A 23,126-nucleotide genomic window follows, 5' to 3' on the forward strand; every position below is an offset into this window, starting at 1 on the left:
CGGCCCGCCGGTTCGCTGCCTAAGGGCACCGCCGTGACGCTGAGCGACGCCATCATCAGCCGCGCCAGCGATCACCGGCAGTTCACGCAGGTGACCCTGAACGCGGAAACCAAAAATACGAAGGGAGAGGCGCTGGCGGCAGGCGCCAGGCTGTGGACGGTGTCCGACCGGGGCGCTCTGCGGGCCGCCGTTCCGTCAGTAGCGCTGCCTTCATGGTGGGCTAAGTGTTCCCCGGCCTATGGCGAACTGACCGGCGCTGAGGTCCGCTGCACCGCAGGCAGCGAGCTGAGGTATTACCTGAGCAGCGATGACGTCATGCAAAGAAGAAAGGCCGGTGAGCTTGCGGCGGGGTTTCCGCTGACGTATGAAGCTGAGAGCCCCGCACAACAGATGTCCGGTCCACCCACTCCAGCCCGGCAGCGCGGAGCGGCAGGGATGGAAACGTTCAGCTGGCCGAAATCCGGCGGCGCGCGGGTGGCCGATCTGAATCCGCTGACGCCTGAAGGCGCACGGCAGGGGGCGATGACCGGGCCGGTGGATAAGTACCGACTGGTGACGCTGGGCAGTGACGCGGGCCACATGAAAAAAGGCGACCGCGTCTGGGTTATCGCGGAGGCTAACGGCCTGAAGGTGGCATCCGACGCGCAGCCGGTCTTCGACGAAGTGGTTATCCCGCCCACGCCGGTTGCCGTCAATGCGGGCGACGGCATCGGCCATATGGGCTTTTACCAGCTGCCGACCGAACGCGAAAGCGAGTCACGCTACCAGGTGCACATCGAGTGCATCAGCACGGGCGACGGCCTGCCGGCGTTTCTGACCAACCCGGAGAAGGCCGGGGAGGATGCGCCCGCCTTCCTGAAGTACCCCGAGGGGGCAACGCTCTTCGCAAAGGATGGAGAAGAGAAGCTGGTGGACGCGAAGCGCCTGACCCGCGCGCCGGGGATACTGACGCTGTCGGGCGTGCCGGTAATTAAAGAGGGGGATAGGACGACGCACTACCGCATCCGCCCCGAGGGCGGCTGGCTGGCGGCGGGGGACGTTAAGCTGCTGTCGCAGTGGGCGCTGGGCGAGCTGGGCTTTACGACGCTGGACCGTAAGCCGCAGAGCTTCGAGCTGCTGGACGGCGTGACCCCGCCGACAAACGTGGTGCAGGGCATTCTGCAGGAACTGTACAGGGTGGCGCATGCGGAGCCACGCACCGGCGCGGCGCTGTACAAGTACAACTATAAATACCTGCTCGACGAGATTGACCAGAATAAAGACGGCTATTACTCGGAGCAGGAGTACCTCCAGGCGGTGCACCTGCCGTCATACCGCGACCACCTGTACCGCCTTATCGCGAAACATCCGAGCGAGTGGTACTACGGCAAGGACGACGAACTGTGGTTGAAATATCTGAACACGCTGAAAAAGGACGCACCGGAGTGGAAAAGGTATCTTGAAACCTTTATCGACCGGCTGGCGTGGATGAAGCAGGTGCCGGGAATCGGGCCGGAGCCGTGGCATATGCATCCGGTGGTGTTTTTGGAGGCGCTTAAACCTATTGGTGATGGAGTAACCTACGATCAACTGAAAAGGATTTTTCCACAAGCTTCTGATGAAGTTCTAAATACAGTGGTCAATGAGTTACGAGGTAAGCTGGAGACATTCAAACTGAATACTCCCACCAGGCTAAGACATTTCTTCTCACAAATTAAAGGAGAGGTTGGACCACAAATGAAAGGGAAAACAGAAGGTTTTCAGTTCTCCCCGGATGCATTAAGATCTTTCAGTCGGTATTACCGCCAGCATTCCTCAGAGGCAGAACAGGATGGGTATGAAAAAAATAATGGGGGCGCAATAATTCGCCGCGCTGATGAACAGGCAATTGGCCGTAAACATTACCTGAGGTTAAATGGGAACAGGAAAACCAATCCTGACGATGGTTATATCTTCAGAGGTAGGGGGTTAATTCAAATCACAGGCTATGAAAAATATCATGGATTCCCCACTGATTATCATAAATATTGGAGCGGTGATGTTCCTGACTCAGTGAGCAATCCAGACATCATTAACGTAATGCCATATGCGATACGCAGTGCAATTTGGTATTGGTTGAAATACAAACCTTATCTTGAGGACAAAAAAAGAGGAAGTGAAGATGTTGCAGATGTTACTAAAATAGTAAATGGCGGCGATATGGGGCTTGCGGAAAGAAAAACTGCGTACAAACTATGCGAAGAGGTTTTTATATGAAAAAAATATTATTTATTTTTTTGTTTATGTCAGTGAGTGATTCTTTTGCAGAGGGGTGTAATGCTGATGAAATAATGGTCGCATCATGTGATTTGCCAGGTAAAGCGCAGCGCATGGCGGTATTTTGTGCAAAAAAACACAACGATAATGTCAGGTATTTATTTGAGGAAAATAACTTACCAGAGCTTTCTGTCGAGTTTAACTCAAGAAATAGAATGAAAAGATGGGTGGATCTTGGGACTTATAGTACTTATTTAGGGTTCAATAAAGGTAAGTATTCATATGTTCTTATCATTCCAGAAGAGCGACCTGATGCTGTTGCTCTCCTTGAAATAAAATTAAATGGTGAGAAGATTAGCACAAAAAGATGCAACTCCAATTCATTTGGTGAACATCATATCAAAAAAGATAGTATCGAAGATGTACCAGATGATATAGTAAGAGAGAATGGCTTTAAATTCCCTTGATTAAAAGATGAGAGGGAGTGTGAACTTTTTTTTAGCGAGTCGCGCTATCAGGTGCATATCGAGTGCATCAGCACGGGCGACGACCTGCCGGCGTTTCTGACCAACCCGGAGAATGCCGGGGAGGATGCGCCCGCCTTCCTGAAGTACCCCCAAGGGGCAACGCTCTTCGCAAAGGATGGAGAAGAGAAGCTGGCAGACGCGAAGCGCCTGACCCGCGCGCCGGGGATACTGACGCTGTCGGGCGTGCCGGTAATTAAATAGGGGGATAAGACGACACACTACCGCATCCGCCCTTAAGGCGGCTGGCTGTTGGCGGGGGCGTTAAGCTGCTATCTAGGTTTCTATTTGTTGATTTACAAAAAATGGAGCGTCCGGGTCTTCCTCCTTCATTAAGTAAACCTAAGGAGTGTTAAATATTTAAAAAAGCATGTTGTTATCCCCGTTATTAGTTTTTCGATTAGTGCCTGTGCGGGGCTTTTCGGAAGTGATGATTTTAAATTTGGCAGTAACCTATCTCCCTCCCTGGCGGAGATCGTGAAGAGTAATCGTTAATTGTCACAAACATGCGCCCGTAGCTGAGGGTGCATATCTGCGTATCTACTATCAAATCCAGCAACTTCAAAAAGAGGCAACATCACATGCAACCTATTATCCGTAAAGGCGACAGAACAACCCACGGCGGGTCAGTCATGAGCGGTTCCGCAACCATGAAATTTGGCGGGGTTGAAGTGGCCCGCAAGGGCGACACGGTTTCCTGCCCGCTTAAGGGGCATGGTCCCACCACCATTATCGAGGGAAATCCTGACTACCTCGATCATGGGATTCCGGTAGCCTTCCACGGCCATCGGTGCGGCTGTGGTTGCACCCTGATCAGTTCATTTGCTGCGGCAAAGGTTGGCTGACGATGCCTGTCTGCCTGGATGCCATCCCGGATCCGGCCCCGCCGGTTCCCCGCCCCGATACCCGCCGCTGGCTGCTGTTGCTGGCGCTGATGATAATGGGCGGAATAGCTTTAGTACTGCATAGCTGGGCGTCGGAACGCAGCGGATTCGTGTTCTGGTTTACCGCGCTGGGCCTGCCGTTTTGTCTCTGGGGCCTGATTTTCTCCCTGCGGCGCTTTGCCTATAAAGCCGGGCAGGTCGCTGCCGAAGCAAGAAATGTGGAGCGTGAGAAGCTGATTGACAACGAAATCCGTCGTGGCCAGCGATGTGCCTGGATCCTTGGCTGCCATATTCAGACCCCGGCAGCCAGCACGCCTGCTGCTTTGCTCGAATCCTGGTCCAGGACTACCCCGATGTTCGACCTGGCTCTGCCACGGGGAGGCAGCTCCCCGGTCAGATATGCGGCATTGCCGGAGCTGCAGGAAAATTTCTCCGATCGGCTCATGACCGCCATCAGCTGGCTCGCGGATCGGGCGTGGGAAATCGTTAAAACTCTGCCAGGGGATATCCCCTGCTGGCTGATGCTTGACTGTGACGACGATCTTTATGCCCAGGTGAAAGCGAAGCTGGCAGAAGGCCTTGCAGAGGTGACCGGCCGACATATCCGCCCGCTTAACGGCAGCGGAATGGACGCTCTCGATGGCTGGCTGGATCAGGCGTGGGGGCGTCCCGGGATTTTACTGGCGGTGACGCTGTCGCTGCCCGCCAGGCCCGAGCAGGGGGATTGTGATGCCATCACGCTGGTGGTGCTCAGTAATCGTCCGGCCGCTGTTTTTCCGGCAGCTCTGCGCCTGCATCGTCCGGAAAAAGGGGCGCCTGAGACGCTCGGATGCGCGTTAACGCGAGCGCTACTGTGGGCCAACGCTGAACCCGGAGCTCTGTGCGGAAGCTGGTACAGCGGCAAGGCGTTGAGTCAGGCCGGTGGCTGGAACAGAGCCTGTGAGGAGCAGGGCGTTACCTTCAGCCTGACCACAGATAACCGTGCTATCGACGCCGTGCTGGGCTATGCCGGCCGGGCGTCACCATGGCTGGCGGTGGTGCTCGCTAACGGCGTGACTGAGCAACAGGGGCCGCAGGTTATCGCCGTTCAGCCGGGCGCTGACCGCGATGACATATGGGTGATGGTTATCACCCAACACTAAACACCTAAGGAATCACAGGGAATGTCCAGGGTTAAAGTCAAAACACTTATCGGAGCCACCGTCGCCGTTCTGTTTTTTATGACCGCGACAGTCACGTTTCTGCTGTACGCCTTTCCACAACAGGTCGCTTCCGCAACCGCATTAGGGCCCTGGCAGGAGCAGCGTATCCTGACGTTTTGTGCCGTGATGGTCGCCGTGCTGTTTCTGGTTGGCTGGCTGGTAGAGAGAGCCTTCGATTTTGCCGGTCAGTCAGGGCTGTACTTTCACTGGCGGGTAAAACGGGAGCGGATCGATGTTCACCCAATCGAAACCCTGGCCGGTCGTGATGAAAACAACGATACGTCGTTCACCGCCGCGCCAGTCACCGAACACCTAACCCTGCGTTACGATCGCCGCTGGAAGCGTAAAGTCCGCATCCTGCTGGTTCACGGCCTCGATGACGATATCGAAAAAGCCGTTCCTGGTCTCAGCCGCGATCTCTGGCAGGAGAGTAAAGGCATTGTCCTGATCCACGGCGGCGATGCAGGAGCATCACCGGATGAGACGTTCCTGCAGGCCGTGCGTCAGCTGCGCCCGCACCGTCCGATCGATGGCATCGTGCAGGTGGTTAACAGGGTTAGCCTGCCGTCAGAAGCGGAACGCGATGCCTGCCTCCGTTGTCGTCAGAAGGCTGACAAACTGCTGGGCTGGCAGGCTCCGGTCTGGCTGTGGCTGATCGATCCCGCCGCGGGGGATCAGGACGGGCGCGAACTGGCCGCCGTGGGTTCGCTGTTTGGGGCTGGAGCGACGGCTGAAGAGGCGGTGGCATCGCTGGATACGCTGGTGCCGCGCCTGCGCACCGCCGGCATGGTTCAGTTGCTGAACGAGGCCCGTCATGACTGGCTGTTACGTCTGTCATCACGCCTGCGCGGGGATCTGAAAGCCCGCCTCAGCCTGTTATTAACCGGCCTGATGCAGGGCCCGGCACCGTACCGCCTGTGCGGCATCATCATCGCTCCGCAACTGGCAGGGGCGAGTACGGCGGCCCACGTCCGGTTGACCAGCCCAGGCTGGCTGGCGCTGGAGGAAGACAGCCATCAGGTTGCAACAAGAAAGCTGGCCTTTGACCGGCTCAGGACGCTTCGCCTGCTGCTGCTCTCCCTGATGGTGCTGTGGTGCGCCGGGACGCTGCTGTCCCTCGCCGTTAACCGCACGCAGATTTATCAGGCGCAGGAAACGGCCCGTGTTGCGGCCAGTACCGAACTGCCGCTGCCGGAACGCCTGCGCAACCAGCTGATGTTGCAACAGACCATCGCCCGCCTGCAGCATCGGGAGTCCCGCGGCGCGCCCTGGTACACCCGTTTCGGGCTGAATCAGGACGGCGATACGCTGACCGCGCTCTGGCCGCTGTACGCGCGTAATAACACCCTGCTGATGCGTGATGCCACTACCGCCTGGCTCCGGCAGCAGCTCGATGCCTTTGTGCAGCTGCCGCCTGCCAGCCAGGCCAGAGCGCAGGGCACCCAGCACGCTTACCAGCTGCTCAAGGTCTACCTGATGCTGTCCCGCCCGGATAAAGCAGATGCGAATTGGCTGGCGAAAACCGCGCTGACTGTCTGGCCGAAACGGCAGGGCGTGCCGGACGGCACCTGGCAGGAACTGGCCCCGAAACTGCTGGGTTTTTATGCTCAGAACCTGCCGGCACACGCGGAATGGCGAAGCCAGCCGGAGACCGGGCTGGTCAGCACCGTGCGCCAGATCCTGCTGAAACAGATTGGGCAGCGCAACGCCGAGTCCGGACTGTATCAGGAGATGCTGAAACGCATTGCCAGCAACTGGCCGGACTTAACGCTGAGCGATATGACCGGCGACGCCGATGCTTCCCCGCTGTTCAGCACCCAGGAAGTGGTGCCGGGCATGTTCACCCGTCAGGCGTGGCAGGAACAGGTGCAGGACGCGATTAATGAGGTGGTGAAAACCCGCCGCGATGAGATTGACTGGGTGCTGTCGGACAAGAAACACCCGCCGGAAAGCGGGATGTCGCCGGAAGCGCTCAGGGCGCGCCTGACCGGGCGTTACTTCAGCGACTTCGGCAACGCCTGGCTGAACATGGTGAACAGCATCCAATGGCATGAAGCGACCTCCCTCTCGCAAGCCGTTGCCCAGCTCAGCCTGGTGGCTGACGTGCGCCAGTCACCGCTGGTCGCGCTGATGAACACCCTCGCGTGGCAGGGGAAAACCGGCGAGAAAAGCGGGCGGCTTGCCGATTCAATCGTTGACTCGGCGAAAAAACTGATCGGTCATCAGAGAAACGAGAAGCAGTTTATCGCCCAGGCGCAGGGGCCGCGCGGCCCGCTTGATGACGTTTTTGGCCCGCTGATCGGCGTGATGACCGGAAAAGAGGGCGCCGGCAGCAACGGTAACCTGAGCTTTCAGTCCTGGCTGGCCCGCGTCACCCTGGTCCGCCTCAAGCTGCAACAGGTCACCAGCGCGCCCGATCCGCAGGCGATGTCGCAGATGCTGGCGCAGACGGTGTTTCAGGGCAAAGCCATCGACCTGACAGATACCCGCGATTACGGCAGCCTGATGGCGGCCAGCCTCGGGCAGGAGTGGAGTGGCTTTGGTCAGGCGCTGTTTGTTCAACCGCTGGATCTCGCCTGGCGTCAGATGCTGGCCCCCGCAGCGGGTAGCCTGAACGCCCGCTGGCAGGGCGCAATCGTCGAACCGTGGAATAACGCCTTTGCCGGGCGCTATCCGTTCAAAGCGACCGGTAGCGATGCCTCATTGCCACTGCTGGCCCGCTTCCTGCGCGGCGACGCCGGACGCATCACCACCTTTCTGAAAGCCAATCTCGGCGGCATCCTGCATCAGGAAGGGAACCACTGGGTGGCGAATACGGCCGCCAGCCAGGGCATGACGGTCAATCCGCAGTTTCTGAAGGTGATCAACCAGCTGGCAGATATCGCCGACACCGTTTTCGCCCAGGGGGACGCCGGTCTGCATTTTGAACTGATGGCTCGCCCGTCACGCAATATTGCCAGGGTTCAGCTGACGATTGACGAGCAAAATCTGGACTATTTCAACCAGATGGAAAGCTGGCAACGCTTCGCCTGGCCGGGGAATACCTACTATCCCGCGGCACAGCTAAGCTGGCGCAGCGTCAAAAGCGGCATGCAGTTATATGCCAGCCACCAGGGCAACTGGGGACTGATTCGCCTGCTGGAGACGGCGCGGATTGCTCCGATCGACAGCGGCCGCACGCAGCTGATGTGGTCTACGCCAGGGGGGGATTCACTGCGGATCATTCTGCGTAGCGAGCTGGGCGAAGGCCCGCTGGCGTTACTGCAGCTGCGGAATTTCAGGCTGCCGGAACAGGTTTTTCTCGAACGGGCCGTTGCCCCTGATACGTTAGAAAACAGGTTGTCAGATCACGGATAAGCAGCGCCCGATGTTCCTGCGCCGGGCCAGCATGCAACCGGCTCAGACTCGGGGAACTGTGGCTGATGACATCTTTAATAACTCACTGGACCTGCAAACATGGATGATTTAACCCTGCGCTATTACGAGGCCGAAATGCGCTACCTGCGCGAGGCCGGTAAAGAATTTGCCCGTGCGCACCCCGATCGTGCAGCCATGCTGAATCTGGATAAAGCCGGGGCGCGCGATCCCTACGTCGAGCGCCTGTTTGAAGGCTTTGCCTTCCTGATGGGGCGGATGCGTCAAAAGCTCGACGACGATCTGCCGGAGCTGACCGAAGGGCTGGTTAGTCTGCTGTGGCCGCACTACATGCGCACCATCCCCTCGCTGGCGATCGTCGAGTTTTCTCCCGACTGGGCCAGCCTGCGCGAGGCCGGGACGCTGGAAGAGGGGTTCCCGATACTCTCCCGCCCGCTGGGGCCGCACAAAACCGCCTGTCAGTACCGCTCCACCCGCGCCATTTCGCTCCAGCCGCTGAATCTGGCGGGCGCCAGCCTGCACACCGAAACGGACGGCCGTTCCACCATCCGCCTGCGTTTTGAGTGCCCGCTCAAGGTCGACTGGGCCAAAGCGGGGCTCGACAAGGTTGCCCTCTATCTCAATGCCGATGCCCCGGTCGCCAGCGCGCTACACCTGTCGCTGACCCGCCGGGTCCATGCCACCTGGGCACGCCACGCCGGTACGCACGGTGAACGCCGCGCATTCGACGGCTGGTGCAAGCCAATGGGCTTTGAGGAACAGGATCGCCTGTGGCCGAAAGGCGAATCCACCTTCAGCGGCTACCAGCTGTTGCTGGAGTACTTTAGCTTCCGGCCGAAGTTTCTGTTTCTGGCGCTACACGGGCTTGACACCATTGGCCTGAATGCGACCAGCAGCTGGTTTGAAATCGACATCGTGCTCAGCGAGGCCTGGTCGGCTGACCTGCCGTTTGAAACCGAAAACTTCCGCCTGCACTGTGCGCCGGTGATTAACCTGTTCACGCTGGAGGCCGACCCGCTGACGCTGAACCCGCTGGACAATGAATACCTGCTGCGGCCGCTGCGAGTACAGGACGGCCACACCGAAATTTACAGCGTTGACGACATTCGCGGCACGGTGAAGCATGGCAACCATCGGTATGTGCCGTTTACCAGCTTCCGCCACCGGGGCGGCATGATGCGCCACGACGCGCCGGAGCGCTATTACCATACCCGCGTCAGGCGCGGCGGATCCGGTCTTTACGACACCTGGCTGATCCTCGGCGGCGGGGCGTTTGAGATCGAAAAACTGGCTGAAAAACCGGAATCGCTCTCGATGCGTATCACCGGCACCAACGGCCAGATGCCGCGCAAGGCGTTGGAAAGCACCCTGCTGGACCGGGTGGTAAAGGCCGGAAAAATCCCGGTTAAGGTGCTGAACCTCTCTGCGCCGACCCTGCCGCTTTATCCCCCGGCCAGCGACCGCTTCCACTGGCGGGTGATGAGCCACCTCGGGTCTAACTTCCTCAGCATGATGGATAACCCCGAGGTACTGCGCGGCACGCTGGCGCTGTATGACTGGAGCGACGATGAAATGAACCGTCGCCGTCTGGAGGCGATCGTCGCGGTGAAGCACCGGCTTATCCGCCGCTTCGAGCGCGGTTTTATGCTGCGCGGCGTGGATATTGAAGTCACCCTTAACGCCGATAACTTTGCCGGTGAGGGCGACGTGAATCTGTTCGGTGAAATGCTGCACCGCTTCTTTGCGCTGTACGCCGATATTCACCTTTTCAACCAGCTGACGCTGATACTACAACCAACAGGGAAACGACTGCGATGGAGCGAGAATCACAGCCAGCACGTACCGGGCTGACGCTGGCATTAAGCCGCAATATCTGGCGGGTGAACTTTTACCGGTTCTGCCAGCTGCTGGAGCAGGCAGAACCGGGGGCACCACTGCTGGGGGCAACCAACCATCCGGGAACTGACCAGGTGCGCTTTCGCCCGTGGCCGGGCATGGGGTTCCCGGTCAGCGAACTGAAGCAGGTGGAAACCGACGACGAACGCCCGGATCTGGCCCCCACCGTACGTACGACCTTTCTCGGGATGTATGGCGTGGACTCGCCGCTTCCGGGTCCTTATCTGGACGATATCGCCCAGGGCCGGGAAGGCTATGAGGCGACCACCGCGTTTCTTGATATTTTCAGCCACCGCATCACCACCCAGTACTACCGCATCTGGCGCAAGTACGCTTACCCGGCCACCTTCGAGGCGGGCGGACGCGATGCAACCTCACAGTGTTTACTGGGGCTGGTGGGGCTGGGGATCCCCGGTACGGCAGAGCACGTTCACACCCCGTCATCCCGCTTTCTGGCGTTACTGGGCACCATGCGCCTGCCCACCCGCGGTGCTGAAGGGATCCGCGCGCTGGTCAGCCTGTTGGCCGCGAACACCCGCGCCATCGTCACGCCGCATGACCCGGTAAAAATCCCGATTGAACGGCGTGCCGGTCTGGCTCCCGGTCGCCGCGTGCCGCTGTCGCAGCGCGCCACGCTGGGTAGAACCGCGCAGGAGGCCGGCAGCCGCGTCCTGCTCCGGCTGGAGACGGAAGATCCGCAGGAGGCCGCAGGCTGGCTGCCGGGCGGGCACCACCATACCGACCTGCTGGCCCTGATGCGCGTTTATCTCGGCTATCGCAGCGACGCACGATTACGTCTTACCGTACCGGTCAGCCTGCTGCCGGAACCCCGTCTCGGCCAGGCACGCCGTATCCAGCTCGGCCGCACCGGCCTGCTGGGGCTGAAAAACGGCAGGCTCAGTGATAACCGCGAAACCCTGACCGTCAGCCTGGGCTGCTATCAGGGTCTGCAGTGCGCGTCCTTATCCCCGGTAGAAGACGGCCACTATCGTTTTGAATAATCACTCATCATCAGTCCCAGATTAATTCGGTTTGCGGAATGACAGCACGCGCGCAGGTTGCCGGAACCATCGCGAAGGCGGTAAGCAGGGCGCGTGAACGCCGCCAGCGTATCTGCAATTCTGCAATCTGATATGCAGGGCATTAAAGGAATATCTTTATGGCTAAAGTAAACCGGGCGCTGACGCTGATCGCCTGTAGCCTGCTGGCAGGCTGCGGTCTGACCCAGTCCGTTACGGACGGCACGGTCAGCCTGACCAAAGCGATCTTCTACAAACAGATCAAAATACTGCATCTGGACTTTGTACCGCGCGCTGCGGTCAACAGCGACGGCGAGCAGATGCCACTGGCGACCATGGTGCGCATTTATCAGTTGAAAGATCCGAAATCGGTGGAGACGGCGAACTATGCCACCCTGCTAAACAACGCGGATGCGGCGCTGAAGGACGACCTGTTAGCCTCACGTTCACTGCTGGTGATGCCGGACGGCAGCGTCACACTGGATATGCCGCTGGAAGAGAAGGCGAAGTTTGTGGCGGTGGTGGGGCTGTTTAATCGCCCCGATCGGCAGAATAACCGCTGGCGTCTGGTACTGAGGCGTGACGACCTCGATCCCGATAACGCACGCACCGTTGAGCTGGGCAACGGCTGGCTCAGTCTTGTCCCTTTGAAGGAGTAACCTGATGGAACAGGATAACTGGAACGCCCTGTTCGACCTCAGCACCCGCTTTACGCTTGAGATTACCGGCAGCCAACTGCGCCCGGACGTGCTGAACATCAAAGGCCGGGAGGCGCTGAGCGAGCCCTTCCGCTGGACCGTTGAGTTTACCACGCCGCCGGGGGATATCGCCCCGCAACAGGTGCTGATGAAGTTCGCCAGCCTGCGGATGCGCGCCGGCCGCGCGGTGCACGGCGTGCTGACCGCGCTGGAGCGGATTTCCGTCAGCCGCGACCAGTGGCACTGGCGCGTGACGCTCGAGCCCCGGCTGGCGCTGCTGTCGCGCACCCGGCAGTGTGCCGTCTTTCAGAACCTGTCGGTGCCGGAGGTGGTGGAGCAGGTGCTGCGGCACCACGGGCTGGCGGGGCCGGACTTTGAATTCCGCCTGTCGCGGACCTATCCCGACCGCGAGCTGATTACCCAGTGGCGCGAGACTGACCTTGAGTTTATCCAGCGGCTGCTCTCTGAGGTCGGCATCTGGTTCCGCTTTGAGATGAACGACGTCACGGAGCTGGAGGTGATGATTTTCGGCGACGGCCAGGCGCAGTACGCGTTTGACGTGCGGCTGCCGTACCGCGAGCCGTCCGGGCTGTATGACGGCGCGGCGGAGTCGGTGTGGGACGTGCGCACCTGGCATGAGGTGGTGACGGGAGGTGTGATGACGCGCGACGACAACTACCGCACGGCCGGCACGCCGATGGACGCCACGGTCAGCGTGCGCAGCGACGCCGTCACCACCGGCGAACACTACCGCTACGCCGCGCCGTTCCGGGAGGCGGGAGACGATGCCGACCCGCAACCCGCAACCGAATCCGGCGCGTTCTGTGCCCGCCTCCACCACGAGCGCGAGCTGAACAAATCCGCCCGCGTTCACCTGTTCAGCAACGCCTCGCATCTGACGCCGGGCCAGGTGCTGGAGCCGCAGGGTGAGGTGATTAAGGCGCTGCGGGAGGGGGTGGTGCTCACCCTTGTAACCTTTTGGGCAACCCGCGACTCGCGGCTGCACGTCTCGCTGTGGGGGCAGCCTTATACCGAACGTTACTGCTTCCGCCCGCCGTGCCCCGCCCGCCCGGAAATCCACGGCACGCTGCCCGCGCGCATCGAGAGCCGCGAAAAGGGGGATATTTACGCCCACCTCGACGAATACGGCCGCTACCGGGTGCGAATGGATTTTGACCGCTCTGGCAGCGAACGGGGGTTTGCTTATCTGTGGCTGCGCATGGCCAGACCCTGCGCCGGGGAGGAGTACGGCTGGCACACGCCGCTGCTGGACGGCACGGAGGTGGCCGTCGCGTACGGCAACGGCGACATCGACCTGCCGTATATTTCCCACGCGATGCACGACGCTGAACGCCCGGACCATGTTGCCCGCGACAACCACACGCGCAACGTGCTGCGCACCCCGGCCAGCAACAAGCTGCGGATGGAGGACCGGCGCGGGCAGGAGCATATCAAGCTGGCCACCGAATACGGCAAAACCCAGCTCAACGCCGGGCACATCGTCGACGCGCAGGCGCAGCCGCGCGGCAAGGGCGTGGAGCTGCGCACCGACGAGCACGGCACGCTGCGCGCGGCGAAGGGGCTGTTTATCAGCGCCGACGCGCAGCCGCAGGGCGACGGCCAGGTGCTGGATATGGACGCGGCGCTGAGAGAAATCGAACAGCTGGAGCACCAGCTGGCGCAGCTGAACCTGGCGGCGCAGCAGGCCGACGCGCTGAAGGCCGACACTGACGCACAGATAGCGATGTTTAACCAGCGGCTGAAGCCGCTCAACGAGGTGCTGCACTTCTCGGCTCCCGACGGGATGGCGTTTACCAGCGGCGAGGACCTGCAGCTGGCCGCCGCGCAGAACGTCATTATCAACGCCGGGGGCGACATCAGCGCGGGGGTGATGGGCAGTATGACGGCGCTGGCCGGGGAGAAGCTGGGGCTGTTTGCCCGCACCGGCCCGCTGAGCCTGAAGTCCGGCGAAGGCCCGGTGGCGATGCAGGCGCAGAACGGCAACCTGCGCTTTTTTGCAGAAAAGAAGTTCACGCTGACCTCAACCGAAGAGATCCTGTTCGCCGGGAAAAAGCGCATCACCCTGATTGGCGGCGGCAGCTACCTGCGCATTGAGGAAGGAAAAATCGAGTACGGCACCACCGGCGTATACCTGCGGCGGGTGCGGCGTACGGCGAAGGGGGCGAAAGATGCCGTGGATATCAATTTTCCGTCTGTCGGCGGTGAAGTCAGCGATAGAGCGGTTATTAAAAAATTCAATTTCTCATAATCAGGGAGCGACTCATGCATATATCACCACCGGTTATCTGGCCACGCCAGGCCGGGGAAAAGTACGCAGACTGGGTAATGCGCTGCATGCCCGTGGATCCGGAACGCAACTATCCCGTTAACCACCTGACGGCATGGCACGGCGGAATTCACCTTCCACATCTCGATTTATCCGGGGTCGCCAACCCCGTGCGGGCGATTGCAGACGGCGTTATCGTATATGCGCGCCGTCCCTCGGAAAAACCGGACGATCTTCCGCTGGCCTACCAGGGGCGCACCGACGACGGTTGCGTGTTGATCCGGCATGAAATCCTTGTGGGTGACAGGCCGGTTCTCTTTACCTTCTATTCGCTTACCATGCATATGAAGCAGGTGCGCGGTGAAATACTGTCGAACGTCGGTCAAAAGGTGAAACGGGAGCAGATTCTGGGAACCGCCGGGTACGTTGACGGAAAGGGGGCCTTTCACTTTCAGATATGCTGTGAGCCAAAGATGCTGGAGGTGCTGAGCGGGCGCATTCACGGTGGGACGGATACGGCGAAACCGGGCAGGTCCGGGCCGGTTTATGGGAAAAGTTACTATTTTGCTCCGGCCGGAGTCTCGCTACATGCAGGGGATGCGTGGCTCAAGCCGAATAGCCCTGCCTACTGCATCAGCCTGCCGCTCTATATTACCGACGATGGCAGCAGAACGATCGCTTTTCACCGCCAGGCGGATGGCAGCTACATGCAGTCTGGCTCGACAGCAACCGTGCGGCATATTGTTGAACCTTCTGCAGCCATTAAAGGGGTAAAAACCTGGAGTGAATGGATACTCGTATCCGTCAGCGGACAGGAGGGCTGGATTGACGTCTCTTCAGCGGCTGTTAAAACCTATACCGATGCCGACCTACCGGACTGGGACGGCTGGTCTATCGTTGATGATGACCCGACGCCCGACAGCCAGTGTAATTCAAAGAGGATGGAGAAATGGCTGGCTGAGGCTGATGGCGCGCAGGGGGCTAAATTAATGAAGTCGATCTGTAAATTTCCATTCGAATGGAACTCAGCCACGATCGATACCCGCTTCAGCTGGGTGAAACATAAAAGTAAGGCCGCCCCGGATCCGCTGACCGCGGAAGAGTACAAAGTATTGACGAATTACATTGGCGCGCTGTGCTTCTTCGATAAACTGTCTGGCTCTGTTCAGGCTGAACTGAGCGGCGAAATCTGGCACTTTGAGCCGCGTACTTTCATTACTCAGATCCAGAAGGCTGAACGGCGCTTATTGTTTGAAACCAAAAATAATATGAACGATTTTACCGCCGATGATATGCAGCACGGGGATATGAGTAAGGAGCAGATCTTACAGCAGGGGAAGATAAAACTACTAACTCGGTTTGATTTTGATAAAACAGCAGAAGAACATTTTGCCGTCATGGAGCATATGGCAAGAATGACAGCAAAAGGAAAATATGCGCCACTAATAGCAGCAATGATTGGTCAGTTCAAAAAAAATACAGGGGGTATTGGCCGGCACCAGTTATTGAATGAGGCTTTCCTTGAGCATAAAACGACCCGCGAATGTGTTGCTAAAATAAAGTCGTACATTTCCAATGCACTAAGTCAAAATGGAGCATCTACTTTATCCTCAGGTGATATTGACGGGATTGAGAATAGTTTTATCAGGAAAGATATCGGTACTAAATTGCCAAAATTCGACGACTGGGACTGGCAGAATGGCCTTGGTATAACTGTTCACGATACTTTTGCAACTAGGATATTTCTTGATTATCTGAATGTTGATAAGGGGAAATATAAAGGCAGGCTTGTTTTTCATATCCAGGATCATTTTGGTCTCGATATTCCTGATTTAAACGGAAAGGGATTTGAATTCATATCATGGTTTTGCTCATGGTTTATATTACAAAGATACAATAAGTTAAATTATAAACCATTTATTAATGAGGCGACATTCAGTTGGGACATAGAGGGATTTATATGAAGAAATCAAAAATTTGTATATTGATTTTTTTTGCGTTGTTTTTGATTTGTATTGCTGTGCCGTATGTCTTGCCAGCAAGAGTCTCAAAGATTTATCAAGGTGTTCACTACGACAGTTTTAGGGACAAGAAATGTATGATTGCTGTAATTACAGTGGACAATCAGCCATTTACAAAAAAAGGAATCTTGAAATTATGGAGGAAAGAAAGAAAGTCTCTGAAAGAGAAAGGTGTGCTTTTTGAGAATAAATGCGATGACATATTTTTTGCCAAAAATAAATTTGTCAGGCCTTACGGCTCTCAGGAGCTGAAATATTGGATGGGTGATAATCAAATTTGCATGAGAGGTGTTGTAAATGGTATGTGCATTAATAATTCCGATGTTTTTATGTCGATCTCTTTTGAGAAATCATTTAATGAAAACCTGGTAATTGACAAATATCAAGGTAGAGATATTTACATTTCCTACAGGTAAGAGTTAAGGGCATAAGTAAGGAAGCGCGGAAGCAGGATCGCGCCGCCGGATTCCTCGTGGCTTTACTGGCAGGGCCAATGGTGGTTATTCCGGCAACGGCTGGAGCGGGAGCAGCGACAGCGGCTGCCGGGGAAAGCCTGAGGGGCATGACTGGCAGCACCGCCGTGCGATATGCCAGAACCGTCGCCACCTTTCTGCTCCCAGCTGCTGGCAGCAGCAGGGCAACCGCAGCATCAGCTGATAAGCAGCAACCGTCTGCCACTTCATCATCGGACCTGAAGCAGAGTCAGGATTTTGTCTACTGGCCGGATTAGGAGAAAAATAATGGACTTTTTTAAAAAATTTAAGCAGGCCGAATATGAATTTACCTATGGTGCAGAAGATGATCCAGAGCACCATAATGTACTCCAGGTCGGGCTGGTGGCGTGGTTCTACCTCGATAAAGGTATACCCAAGAAAACCGGGCACGGATAGCCGAGGCGTATCAGCTTTACCACAATGAATATGGCGAGAAGTTGAAATGGGGCTACATTGACGAACCAAATAAAGATCTGGATTATAGCAGTATCTCTCCTAAAGAATTTAAAAGAACTATCATTAATAGTTTTGGTGATGATTTTTACTTTCATTGGTATTCTGATAAGGGATTCCGCTATGCCAGTAACTATTATGTAAGTGCAGGTTCGTCAGCGGGGTGGTATGAATCAATACACAGGCCAGTAAGTTATTTCTGCTTTTACCTACCGGTATCTGAAATTAGGGGTGTGGCTCGTATGGAAAAAATCACTTCACTATTTTGTGAAATATTACAACCTATTCATGGTTTGATGGGGCTGGGTATGCAGCAGTGTCAGGAAAGAGAGCGATACCAGCATCTTGAATATGAAATAGGGAGTAGTTTTTTGGGGGTTGATATTCCCTGCTCTTATATAAGCAAATGCCTGAGGACAGGTATGCGCTCAGTCAACTGGTATACACTTTTCAACAATGAATGGATGGAAAATTTAGGAGGGATGAGCTATCTGTGTGGCGCACTTAGTGATCCGGCGATTAAAATCAATCCTTATAAGGGCAGCGTCATTATCCAGGCCGGTGAATACCCGGAGCTGGGTTGGGTTAATGATAATCCCTACCCGGAGCTTTACGTCAAAGTAAACAAAGTCTTGAAACTCATAAGAGCACCAAAAATCGGCAGCCTGGGTTATGGCTCAATTGCCGGTGAAATTCGTTTTGACAAAAACTCCACCGCTAAATGGTTATCACGCTTTGACGTCGATCTCCCGTCTCTGGCCACCGTTCCGGCAGCCAAAGATCCAGTGCGCATTACCTGCTGGACCGATGATATTGCACCTCACGCCGGGTAATGGGCGGCAATTGTGGATGGTGCCACCGGATATATCCAGACGCGTGAAGGGTAAAAGATGCCGGAGTATGAGGACAAATACGGTAAAAACCACCGCGCCTGCTGGTCACTGCTAAAACGTGATGATAAAGCGAGGTGGGCAGGATGCGCTATCCCGCACTGGACGGACACGATGGCTGGGACAATGACGGTTCGTCCGGCCCCGGCGCACGTGACGCCACCCGTGACGGTTCCCGTAGCGGCACCCGGGGCACGCCTGCTGATAACGATGGCTTTACCGTGCAGGGAAAGCTCTACGACCCGATACTCGAAAAGCCGATGGTGGTCAGCGCGGAAACCCACGGTGACTTTTGGGAAGACGATATGGATTATTCGGAGTCGGTGGTCACTGACGGTAGCGAAACCCGGGCAGACGGCCGGACAGAAGTGGATGATAAAACCTGCCAGGGCTGCCCGCCGGAGGGAAAAGTGGCCCCGATGGTGCGCCGCTGCGCGCGCTGGAGCGAGGTGACCATCAGCTACCAGACGCGCATCTGCGGCACCTTCTATAACCCGGAGACACAGCAGATCCAGGAATTTACATACTGCGGCGTGTCGTTCGACGGCTGGAAACGAATGCTGTGCCAGTTCTGGGAGGCGAAGGCGCGGTACGATCAGTTTTTCAGGGAAGATGGAACAAGGAAACAATGGTGGAAAGGATATCGAAGCGCTATTAATCAAGCCAGACGACATCAGATGGTAGCAACTATGAATATCCCTGTAAAAATACAGTGGTTTTTTATGCAACCTCTCAGCTATAAGTTTTTCTCAACTATTTTTCGTGAAATGAAGGACATTAATGTGAGATATCAACCATGAAAATGAATTTTATGATAGAAAAAAAGATGGGATGGAAATCGGCTATAACACCTGAAGAGCTTCTTCATCTCTTTCGAGAAATATCCCATAACCTTGACTGCATGTTGAAGACAAAAAAGCAGTGGTATGAACAAGGTTCCTCACGAAAGCAGGCGTTGAAAAATCAGGTTTTTAGCGATACTGCCTTTTCTGAAAAGACCTTGCTACGATGGGGGAAAGAATACCAAAAGGATTATCCGTATTGGGGGGGGGATATGGGACGGAGGGCCAGATGATGACAGTGCGGCAATTGAATGTTATGCCTCTTACTCCAGCGCCAAACGAAGAGAAAATCCATTAAGTCTGGTGATTAATTTTGATTGTGATTTTTCATGTATTAACTTTCACGTCGATAGCCTTTTGAGATTCTTGCAGTTTATTTTAAGATTTGATGATAGCTGTACTCATCTTCACGTTGAGTCAGGGGGGTATGGCTTTTTAGATGTCATAAAAAATAAAAATGGTTATTCAGATAAATATAAGAAGGTCTTTCCGGACAGGATACCCTGTGGTTGGATGTTGTATATTCCTGCAGTTATTTTAGCTGAGTTGATCCCGGAAGCAGCCAGAGTAGTACCTGTTTTAAACGAAGGGGGGACACAAAAAGGCACCATCATCGTCCCTACTGAAGACGTATTCGATGGTTCAAAAAAAGAGCACATTGATAAGTCCAACGATATTGAAATACGCTTACTCGATCTCGGGTTGCTGCCGTTGATGACTGAGCTTTAGTGCCGTGATGATTCGGTACTGAGCTTCATAAACCGAACCATTAGCTGGTGTTCTCAACCTTATCAATTGGACGATGATGACTCACTCGCTTATGTCACGTCTGTTGCCACCCGTGACGGTTCCTGCAGCAGCAGACGGGGCACAAGGGATAAAATCAAAGTCAGTCTTCTCCATTCCGTAACGCCCACTTGCAGCTTTATAAGGCACAACTGCCCTGAATAAGTGCAGGTTACCCCGGTTATCACTGTCTTAACGCGTCTACCAGGTGTTTCCCCCCTGGTACGCTTCTTGCACCCCTGACAATAAAGGTCGCTCAACGGTGAGTGGCCGCACTGCAACGGCGCTGTTTTGCTCTCCTGGCGGAGGGTAAACGGCGCTTTTTTGTTTTCAGGGGGCGGGATGAGCAATAACCGGACGGTGCGCAGCGCGTGCCCGTACTGCGGCGTGGGGTGCGGCATTGTGATGCAGGTAGAGGCGGGGTGCATCACCCGCGTCAGCGGCGATAAGCAGCACCCGGCTAACGCCGGTAAGCTGTGCAGTAAAGGCAGCAGCAGCCATCTGCCGGTCAGCGACGCCGGGCGTATGCAGCGGGCGTGGCTGCGCGAGGATCGGCAACGTGAACCCTTGCCCGCCGCGATGGACGCGGCGATTAGCGCCACCGCCGGCCGCCTGCGTGCAATCCTCGACAGGGACGGACCGGACGCCATCGCGCTGTACGTCTCCGGCCAGATGTCGCTGGAGGCGCAGTACCTCGCTAACAAACTGGTGAAGGGCTTTATCGGCAGCCAGCATATCGAATCGAACTCCCGGCTCTGTATGGCCAGCGCCGGTAGCGGCTACAGGCTGTCGCTGGGGTCGGACGGGCCGCCCGGCTCCTACGACGATTTTGGCCTTGCCGATCTGTTTCTGGTTACCGGGGCCAATATGGCCGACTGCCATCCGATCCTGTTTATGCGCATGATGGAGCGGGTGCGTCAGGGGGCGAAGCTGATCGTGGTCGACCCCCGGCGCACCGCCACCGCAGAGAAGGCCGACCTGTACCTGGCGATTCGCCCCGGCAGCGATCTGGCGCTGCTTAACGGGCTGCTGCATCTGCTGGTTAAGAACGCCGCCGTCGACGACGCTTTTATCGCACAGTTCACCCGCGGCTGGCAGGCGATGCCCGACTTTCTCAGCGACTATACGCCCGGGCGGGTGGCGCAGATCACCGGTCTGGCGCAGGCCGATATCGAGCTGGCCGCGCGCTGGATAGGCGAGGCGGCCGAATGGATGAGCTGCTGGACCATGGGCCTCAACCAGAGCACCCACGGCACCTGGAGCACCAACGCACTGTGCAACCTGCACCTTGCAACCGGTAAAATCTGCCGCCCCGGCAGCGGGCCGTTCTCGCTGACCGGCCAGCCCAACGCGATGGGCGGGCGCGAAATGGGCTATATGGGGCCGGGCCTGCCGGGGCAGCGCTCGGCGCTCAACGCGGAGGATCGCGCCTTTGTTGAGCAGCAGTGGCGGCTGCCGCCAGGCACGCTTCGCAGCGAAGGCGGCGGTGGCACCCTCGCGCTGTTCGAGCAGCTGCGGGCCGGGGCGATCAAAGCCTGCTGGATTATCTGCAGCAACCCGGTGGCCAGCGTGCCCGACCGTGACCGGGTCATTGAGGCGCTGCAGGCGGCCGAGCTGGTTATCGCCCAGGACGCCTTTCTCGATACCGAAACCAACCGCTATGCCGATATCCTGCTGCCCGCCGCGCTGCACGCCGAAGCGGAAGGGGTGATGATCAACTCTGAACGCAGCCTGACGCTGATGCAGCAGGCGGTGGCACCGCCCGGCGAGGCGTTGCCCGACTGGCAGATTATTGCCCGCGTCGCTTGTGAAATGGGCTTTGCCGACGCCTTCAGCTACCAGAGCGCGGAGCAGGTGTTTGACGAGATCCGCCGGTTCCACAACCCGGCCACCGGCTACGATTTGCGCGGTGCCAGCTATGCGCGGCTGCGGCAGCAGCCGCTGCAGTGGCCGTGCCCGCCGGACGACCCGCAGGATCGTCATCCGCTGCGCTACCTTAACCAGGGCATCAGCCAGACCCTGCGCCTGGCAGAAGACGGCAGCACGCCGCGCCTGAATTTTGCCACCGCCGACGGCCGCGCCTGTTTCTTTGCCCGCCCGCATCAGGATCCGGCCGAGATGCCCGACGATGACTTCCCGTTTTTGCTTAACACCGGTCGTGTGCAGCACCAGTGGCACACCCTGACCAAAACCGGCAAGGTGGCGACGCTGAACAAACTCAATCCGGGACCCTTTATTGAGGTGAACCCGCAGGATGCCGCACGGCTGGCGCTGAAAAATGGCGATCCGCTGCGCATCCGGTCGCGACGCGGCGCGGCGGTGCTGCCGGTCAGCGTCAGCGATCGCGTGCAGCCCGGCTGCTGCTTTGCCCCGTTCCACTGGAACGATCTCTACGGCGAGCAGCTGGCAATTAACGCCGTGACCAGCGACGCCGTCGACCCGATCTCGTTGCAACCCGAGCTGAAATGCTGTGCGGTCAGCCTGCAGCGGGTGGAGACGGGCATTAACAGTGACACTGTCACTAAGGGTGCCGCCAGCATCGCCACCTTTACAGGTTCCGTGAATACTACTAACGCTGCGGATGCCGCTAATGCCACCAGTACCGCTAATGCTGTAAATACGGCCCACGCAGCCAGCACCGCTAATGCTCTGAATACGGCTCACGCAGCTAACAGCGTTAACACCATCGCGCACCACACCGGAGGACCTGACATGACTGCGATCGAGGCTTTTACCCGCTTGCTGGCGGTTCAGGAGATGCCCGCACCGGTATTTGCCCCGCATGAGCAGCGCTGGCTGGCCGGGTTTATCAGCGGCCTGCACAATCGCCCTCAGGCCGGGGTGCCGCTGATGCCGAAGCACGCGCCGCTGACGGCTGATAACCGCCTGTGGCTGGACGGCGTGCTGGCAGGGTTGTTTGGTGGCCGTGACGACGATGGGATATCCGGCCACGCCGCACTGGCCGCCGCTGACGCGCGGTCCGTGGCCAGCAACGCTCCACCGGCCGGCGGCGTTACGCTGCTCTACGCCTCGCAGACCGGCAACGCCGCCGGGCTGGCGGAGAGCTTTAGCGCGCAGCTGCGCGACAGCGGTCGTGCGGTGGCACTGCATGAGATGGATCAGGCCCCGGCGGACTGTCTGCGCGCAGGTGAGACGCTGCTGCTGCTGACCAGCACCTTCGGCGACGGTGACGCGCCGGATAACGGCCAGCAGTTCTGGCAGCGGCTGCAGGCGCACGATCGGCCGCTGGCCGGGCTACGTTACGCGGTGCTGGCGCTGGGCGACAGCAGCTTCGATCGCTTCTGCCAGCACGGCCGCCAGCTGGATGCGCGATTCAGCCAGCTGGCCGCCACGCCGCTGCTGCCGCTAACCGAGTGCGACAGCGACTATGCGCAGCCCGCCAGCGCCTGGTTTAACCAGCTGCTGCCGCTGCTGGCGGAGGCGGGGGGGACTGCGCTGTCTGGTCTGATTCCAGCCGCTCCACAGTACAGCAAGGCTCATCCGTACCGGGCACAACTGC

18 protein-coding genes are annotated in these 23,126 nt (G+C 57.6%); 17 read left to right on the forward strand and 1 reads right to left on the reverse strand.

The window, feature by feature from the left end; translation table 11 throughout:
- From NV64_RS07445 to NV64_RS07495, 12 genes are all read left to right on the forward strand, one after another.
- Positions 1-2,235, forward strand: a 2,235-nt coding sequence (locus tag NV64_RS07445) for a hypothetical protein (protein WP_233208945.1), incomplete at its 5' end; no start/stop codon positions are given.
- Positions 2,232-2,702: a hypothetical protein gene (locus NV64_RS23115; protein WP_146005458.1), complete on the forward strand. Its 471-nt coding sequence runs from the start codon at positions 2,232-2,234 to the stop codon at positions 2,700-2,702. The genes NV64_RS07445 and NV64_RS23115, both read left to right, overlap by 4 nt.
- A gap of 51 nt (positions 2,703-2,753) precedes the next feature.
- Positions 2,754-2,963 (forward strand): hypothetical protein, encoded by a 210-nt coding sequence (locus NV64_RS07450; RefSeq protein WP_101505641.1) that lies wholly within the window; start codon positions 2,754-2,756, stop codon positions 2,961-2,963.
- Positions 2,964-3,340: 377 nt separating this feature from the next.
- Positions 3,341-3,604 (forward strand): PAAR domain-containing protein, encoded by a 264-nt coding sequence (locus NV64_RS07455; RefSeq protein ID WP_072166468.1) that lies wholly within the window; start codon positions 3,341-3,343, stop codon positions 3,602-3,604.
- A 2-nt stretch (positions 3,605-3,606) separates the two neighbouring features.
- Positions 3,607-4,785 carry a hypothetical protein gene (locus NV64_RS07460; protein ID WP_056241408.1) on the forward strand — a complete coding sequence of 393 codons (1,179 nt, stop codon included), beginning with the start codon at positions 3,607-3,609 and terminating at the stop codon, positions 4,783-4,785.
- A gap of 21 nt (positions 4,786-4,806) precedes the next feature.
- The gene (locus tag NV64_RS07465; RefSeq protein WP_101505642.1) at positions 4,807-8,202 is read left to right on the forward strand and encodes an ImcF-related family protein; all 3,396 of its coding nucleotides are present in this window, start codon (positions 4,807-4,809) and stop codon (positions 8,200-8,202) included.
- 99 nt (positions 8,203-8,301) lie between these two features.
- Entirely contained in the window at positions 8,302-10,071 is a 1,770-nt protein-coding gene (gene tssF / locus NV64_RS07470; RefSeq protein WP_101505643.1) for a type VI secretion system baseplate subunit TssF, read from the forward strand.
- Entirely contained in the window at positions 10,035-11,117 is a 1,083-nt protein-coding gene (gene tssG / locus NV64_RS07475) for a type VI secretion system baseplate subunit TssG (RefSeq protein WP_101505644.1), read from the forward strand. Before tssF ends, tssG begins: the two co-directional genes overlap by 37 nt.
- A gap of 158 nt (positions 11,118-11,275) precedes the next feature.
- A complete protein-coding gene (gene tssJ / locus NV64_RS07480) occupies positions 11,276-11,794 on the forward strand; it encodes a type VI secretion system lipoprotein TssJ (protein WP_101505645.1) in 519 nt (172 codons plus the stop codon).
- Between the two features lie 4 nt (positions 11,795-11,798).
- Complete coding sequence (locus NV64_RS07485; RefSeq protein ID WP_101505646.1) at positions 11,799-14,102, forward strand: type VI secretion system Vgr family protein; 2,304 nt, start codon at positions 11,799-11,801, stop codon at positions 14,100-14,102.
- A gap of 14 nt (positions 14,103-14,116) precedes the next feature.
- Entirely contained in the window at positions 14,117-16,084 is a 1,968-nt protein-coding gene (locus NV64_RS07490; RefSeq protein ID WP_101505647.1) for a DUF3289 family protein, read from the forward strand.
- Positions 16,081-16,557, forward strand: a complete 477-nt coding sequence (locus NV64_RS07495) for a DUF943 family protein (protein ID WP_101505648.1) — start codon at positions 16,081-16,083, stop codon at positions 16,555-16,557. The genes NV64_RS07490 and NV64_RS07495 overlap by 4 nt, the downstream gene beginning before the upstream one ends.
- Positions 16,558-16,641: 84 nt before the next feature.
- Here the strand turns inward: NV64_RS07495 and NV64_RS23670 are convergent, their stop codons facing one another.
- Positions 16,642-16,956, reverse strand: coding sequence for a hypothetical protein (locus NV64_RS23670; RefSeq protein ID WP_199177637.1), 315 nt, complete (start codon positions 16,954-16,956; stop codon positions 16,642-16,644).
- Between the two features lie 116 nt (positions 16,957-17,072).
- Between NV64_RS23670 and NV64_RS07500 the strand changes: the two genes are divergently transcribed.
- The 5 genes from NV64_RS07500 to NV64_RS07520 all read left to right on the forward strand — a co-directional run.
- A complete protein-coding gene (locus NV64_RS07500; RefSeq protein ID WP_233208946.1) occupies positions 17,073-17,921 on the forward strand; it encodes a type VI immunity family protein in 849 nt (282 codons plus the stop codon).
- A gap of 143 nt (positions 17,922-18,064) precedes the next feature.
- Positions 18,065-18,778, forward strand: coding sequence for a Tox-REase-5 domain-containing protein (locus tag NV64_RS07505; protein WP_101505649.1), 714 nt, complete (start codon positions 18,065-18,067; stop codon positions 18,776-18,778).
- Positions 18,775-19,053: a hypothetical protein gene (locus NV64_RS07510; RefSeq protein ID WP_101505650.1), complete on the forward strand. Its 279-nt coding sequence runs from the start codon at positions 18,775-18,777 to the stop codon at positions 19,051-19,053. The genes NV64_RS07505 and NV64_RS07510 overlap by 4 nt, the downstream gene beginning before the upstream one ends.
- A 70-nt stretch (positions 19,054-19,123) precedes the next feature.
- Complete coding sequence (locus NV64_RS07515) at positions 19,124-19,549, forward strand: Imm52 family immunity protein (RefSeq protein WP_158239884.1); 426 nt, start codon at positions 19,124-19,126, stop codon at positions 19,547-19,549.
- A 399-nt stretch (positions 19,550-19,948) separates the two neighbouring features.
- A partial coding sequence (locus tag NV64_RS07520) for a molybdopterin-dependent oxidoreductase (protein ID WP_101505652.1) occupies positions 19,949-23,126 on the forward strand: 3,178 nt, incomplete at its 3' end.

The sequence above is a fragment of the Erwinia sp. B116 genome (assembly GCF_002865965.1).
GTDB lineage: Bacteria > Pseudomonadota > Gammaproteobacteria > Enterobacterales > Enterobacteriaceae > Erwinia.

Excerpts from the sequence above, each read along its gene's own strand:
- NV64_RS23115 (WP_146005458.1), top strand. The coding sequence starts at position 2,232 with ATGAAAAAAATATTATTTATTTTTTTGTTTATGTCAGTGAGTGATTCT.
- NV64_RS07455 (WP_072166468.1), top strand. The coding sequence starts at position 3,341 with ATGCAACCTATTATCCGTAAAGGCGACAGAACAACCCACGGCGGGTCA.
- NV64_RS07460 (WP_056241408.1), top strand. The coding sequence starts at position 3,607 with ATGCCTGTCTGCCTGGATGCCATCCCGGATCCGGCCCCGCCGGTTCCC.
- NV64_RS07465 (WP_101505642.1), top strand. The coding sequence starts at position 4,807 with ATGTCCAGGGTTAAAGTCAAAACACTTATCGGAGCCACCGTCGCCGTT.
- tssF (WP_101505643.1), top strand. The coding sequence starts at position 8,302 with ATGGATGATTTAACCCTGCGCTATTACGAGGCCGAAATGCGCTACCTG.
- tssG (WP_101505644.1), top strand. The coding sequence starts at position 10,035 with ATGGAGCGAGAATCACAGCCAGCACGTACCGGGCTGACGCTGGCATTA.
- tssJ (WP_101505645.1), top strand. The coding sequence starts at position 11,276 with ATGGCTAAAGTAAACCGGGCGCTGACGCTGATCGCCTGTAGCCTGCTG.
- NV64_RS07485 (WP_101505646.1), top strand. The coding sequence starts at position 11,799 with ATGGAACAGGATAACTGGAACGCCCTGTTCGACCTCAGCACCCGCTTT.
- NV64_RS07490 (WP_101505647.1), top strand. The coding sequence starts at position 14,117 with ATGCATATATCACCACCGGTTATCTGGCCACGCCAGGCCGGGGAAAAG.
- NV64_RS07495 (WP_101505648.1), top strand. The coding sequence starts at position 16,081 with ATGAAGAAATCAAAAATTTGTATATTGATTTTTTTTGCGTTGTTTTTG.
- NV64_RS23670 (WP_199177637.1), bottom strand. The coding sequence starts at position 16,956 with ATGGTGCTCTGGATCATCTTCTGCACCATAGGTAAATTCATATTCGGC.
- NV64_RS07505 (WP_101505649.1), top strand. The coding sequence starts at position 18,065 with ATGCGCTATCCCGCACTGGACGGACACGATGGCTGGGACAATGACGGT.
- NV64_RS07510 (WP_101505650.1), top strand. The coding sequence starts at position 18,775 with ATGAAAATGAATTTTATGATAGAAAAAAAGATGGGATGGAAATCGGCT.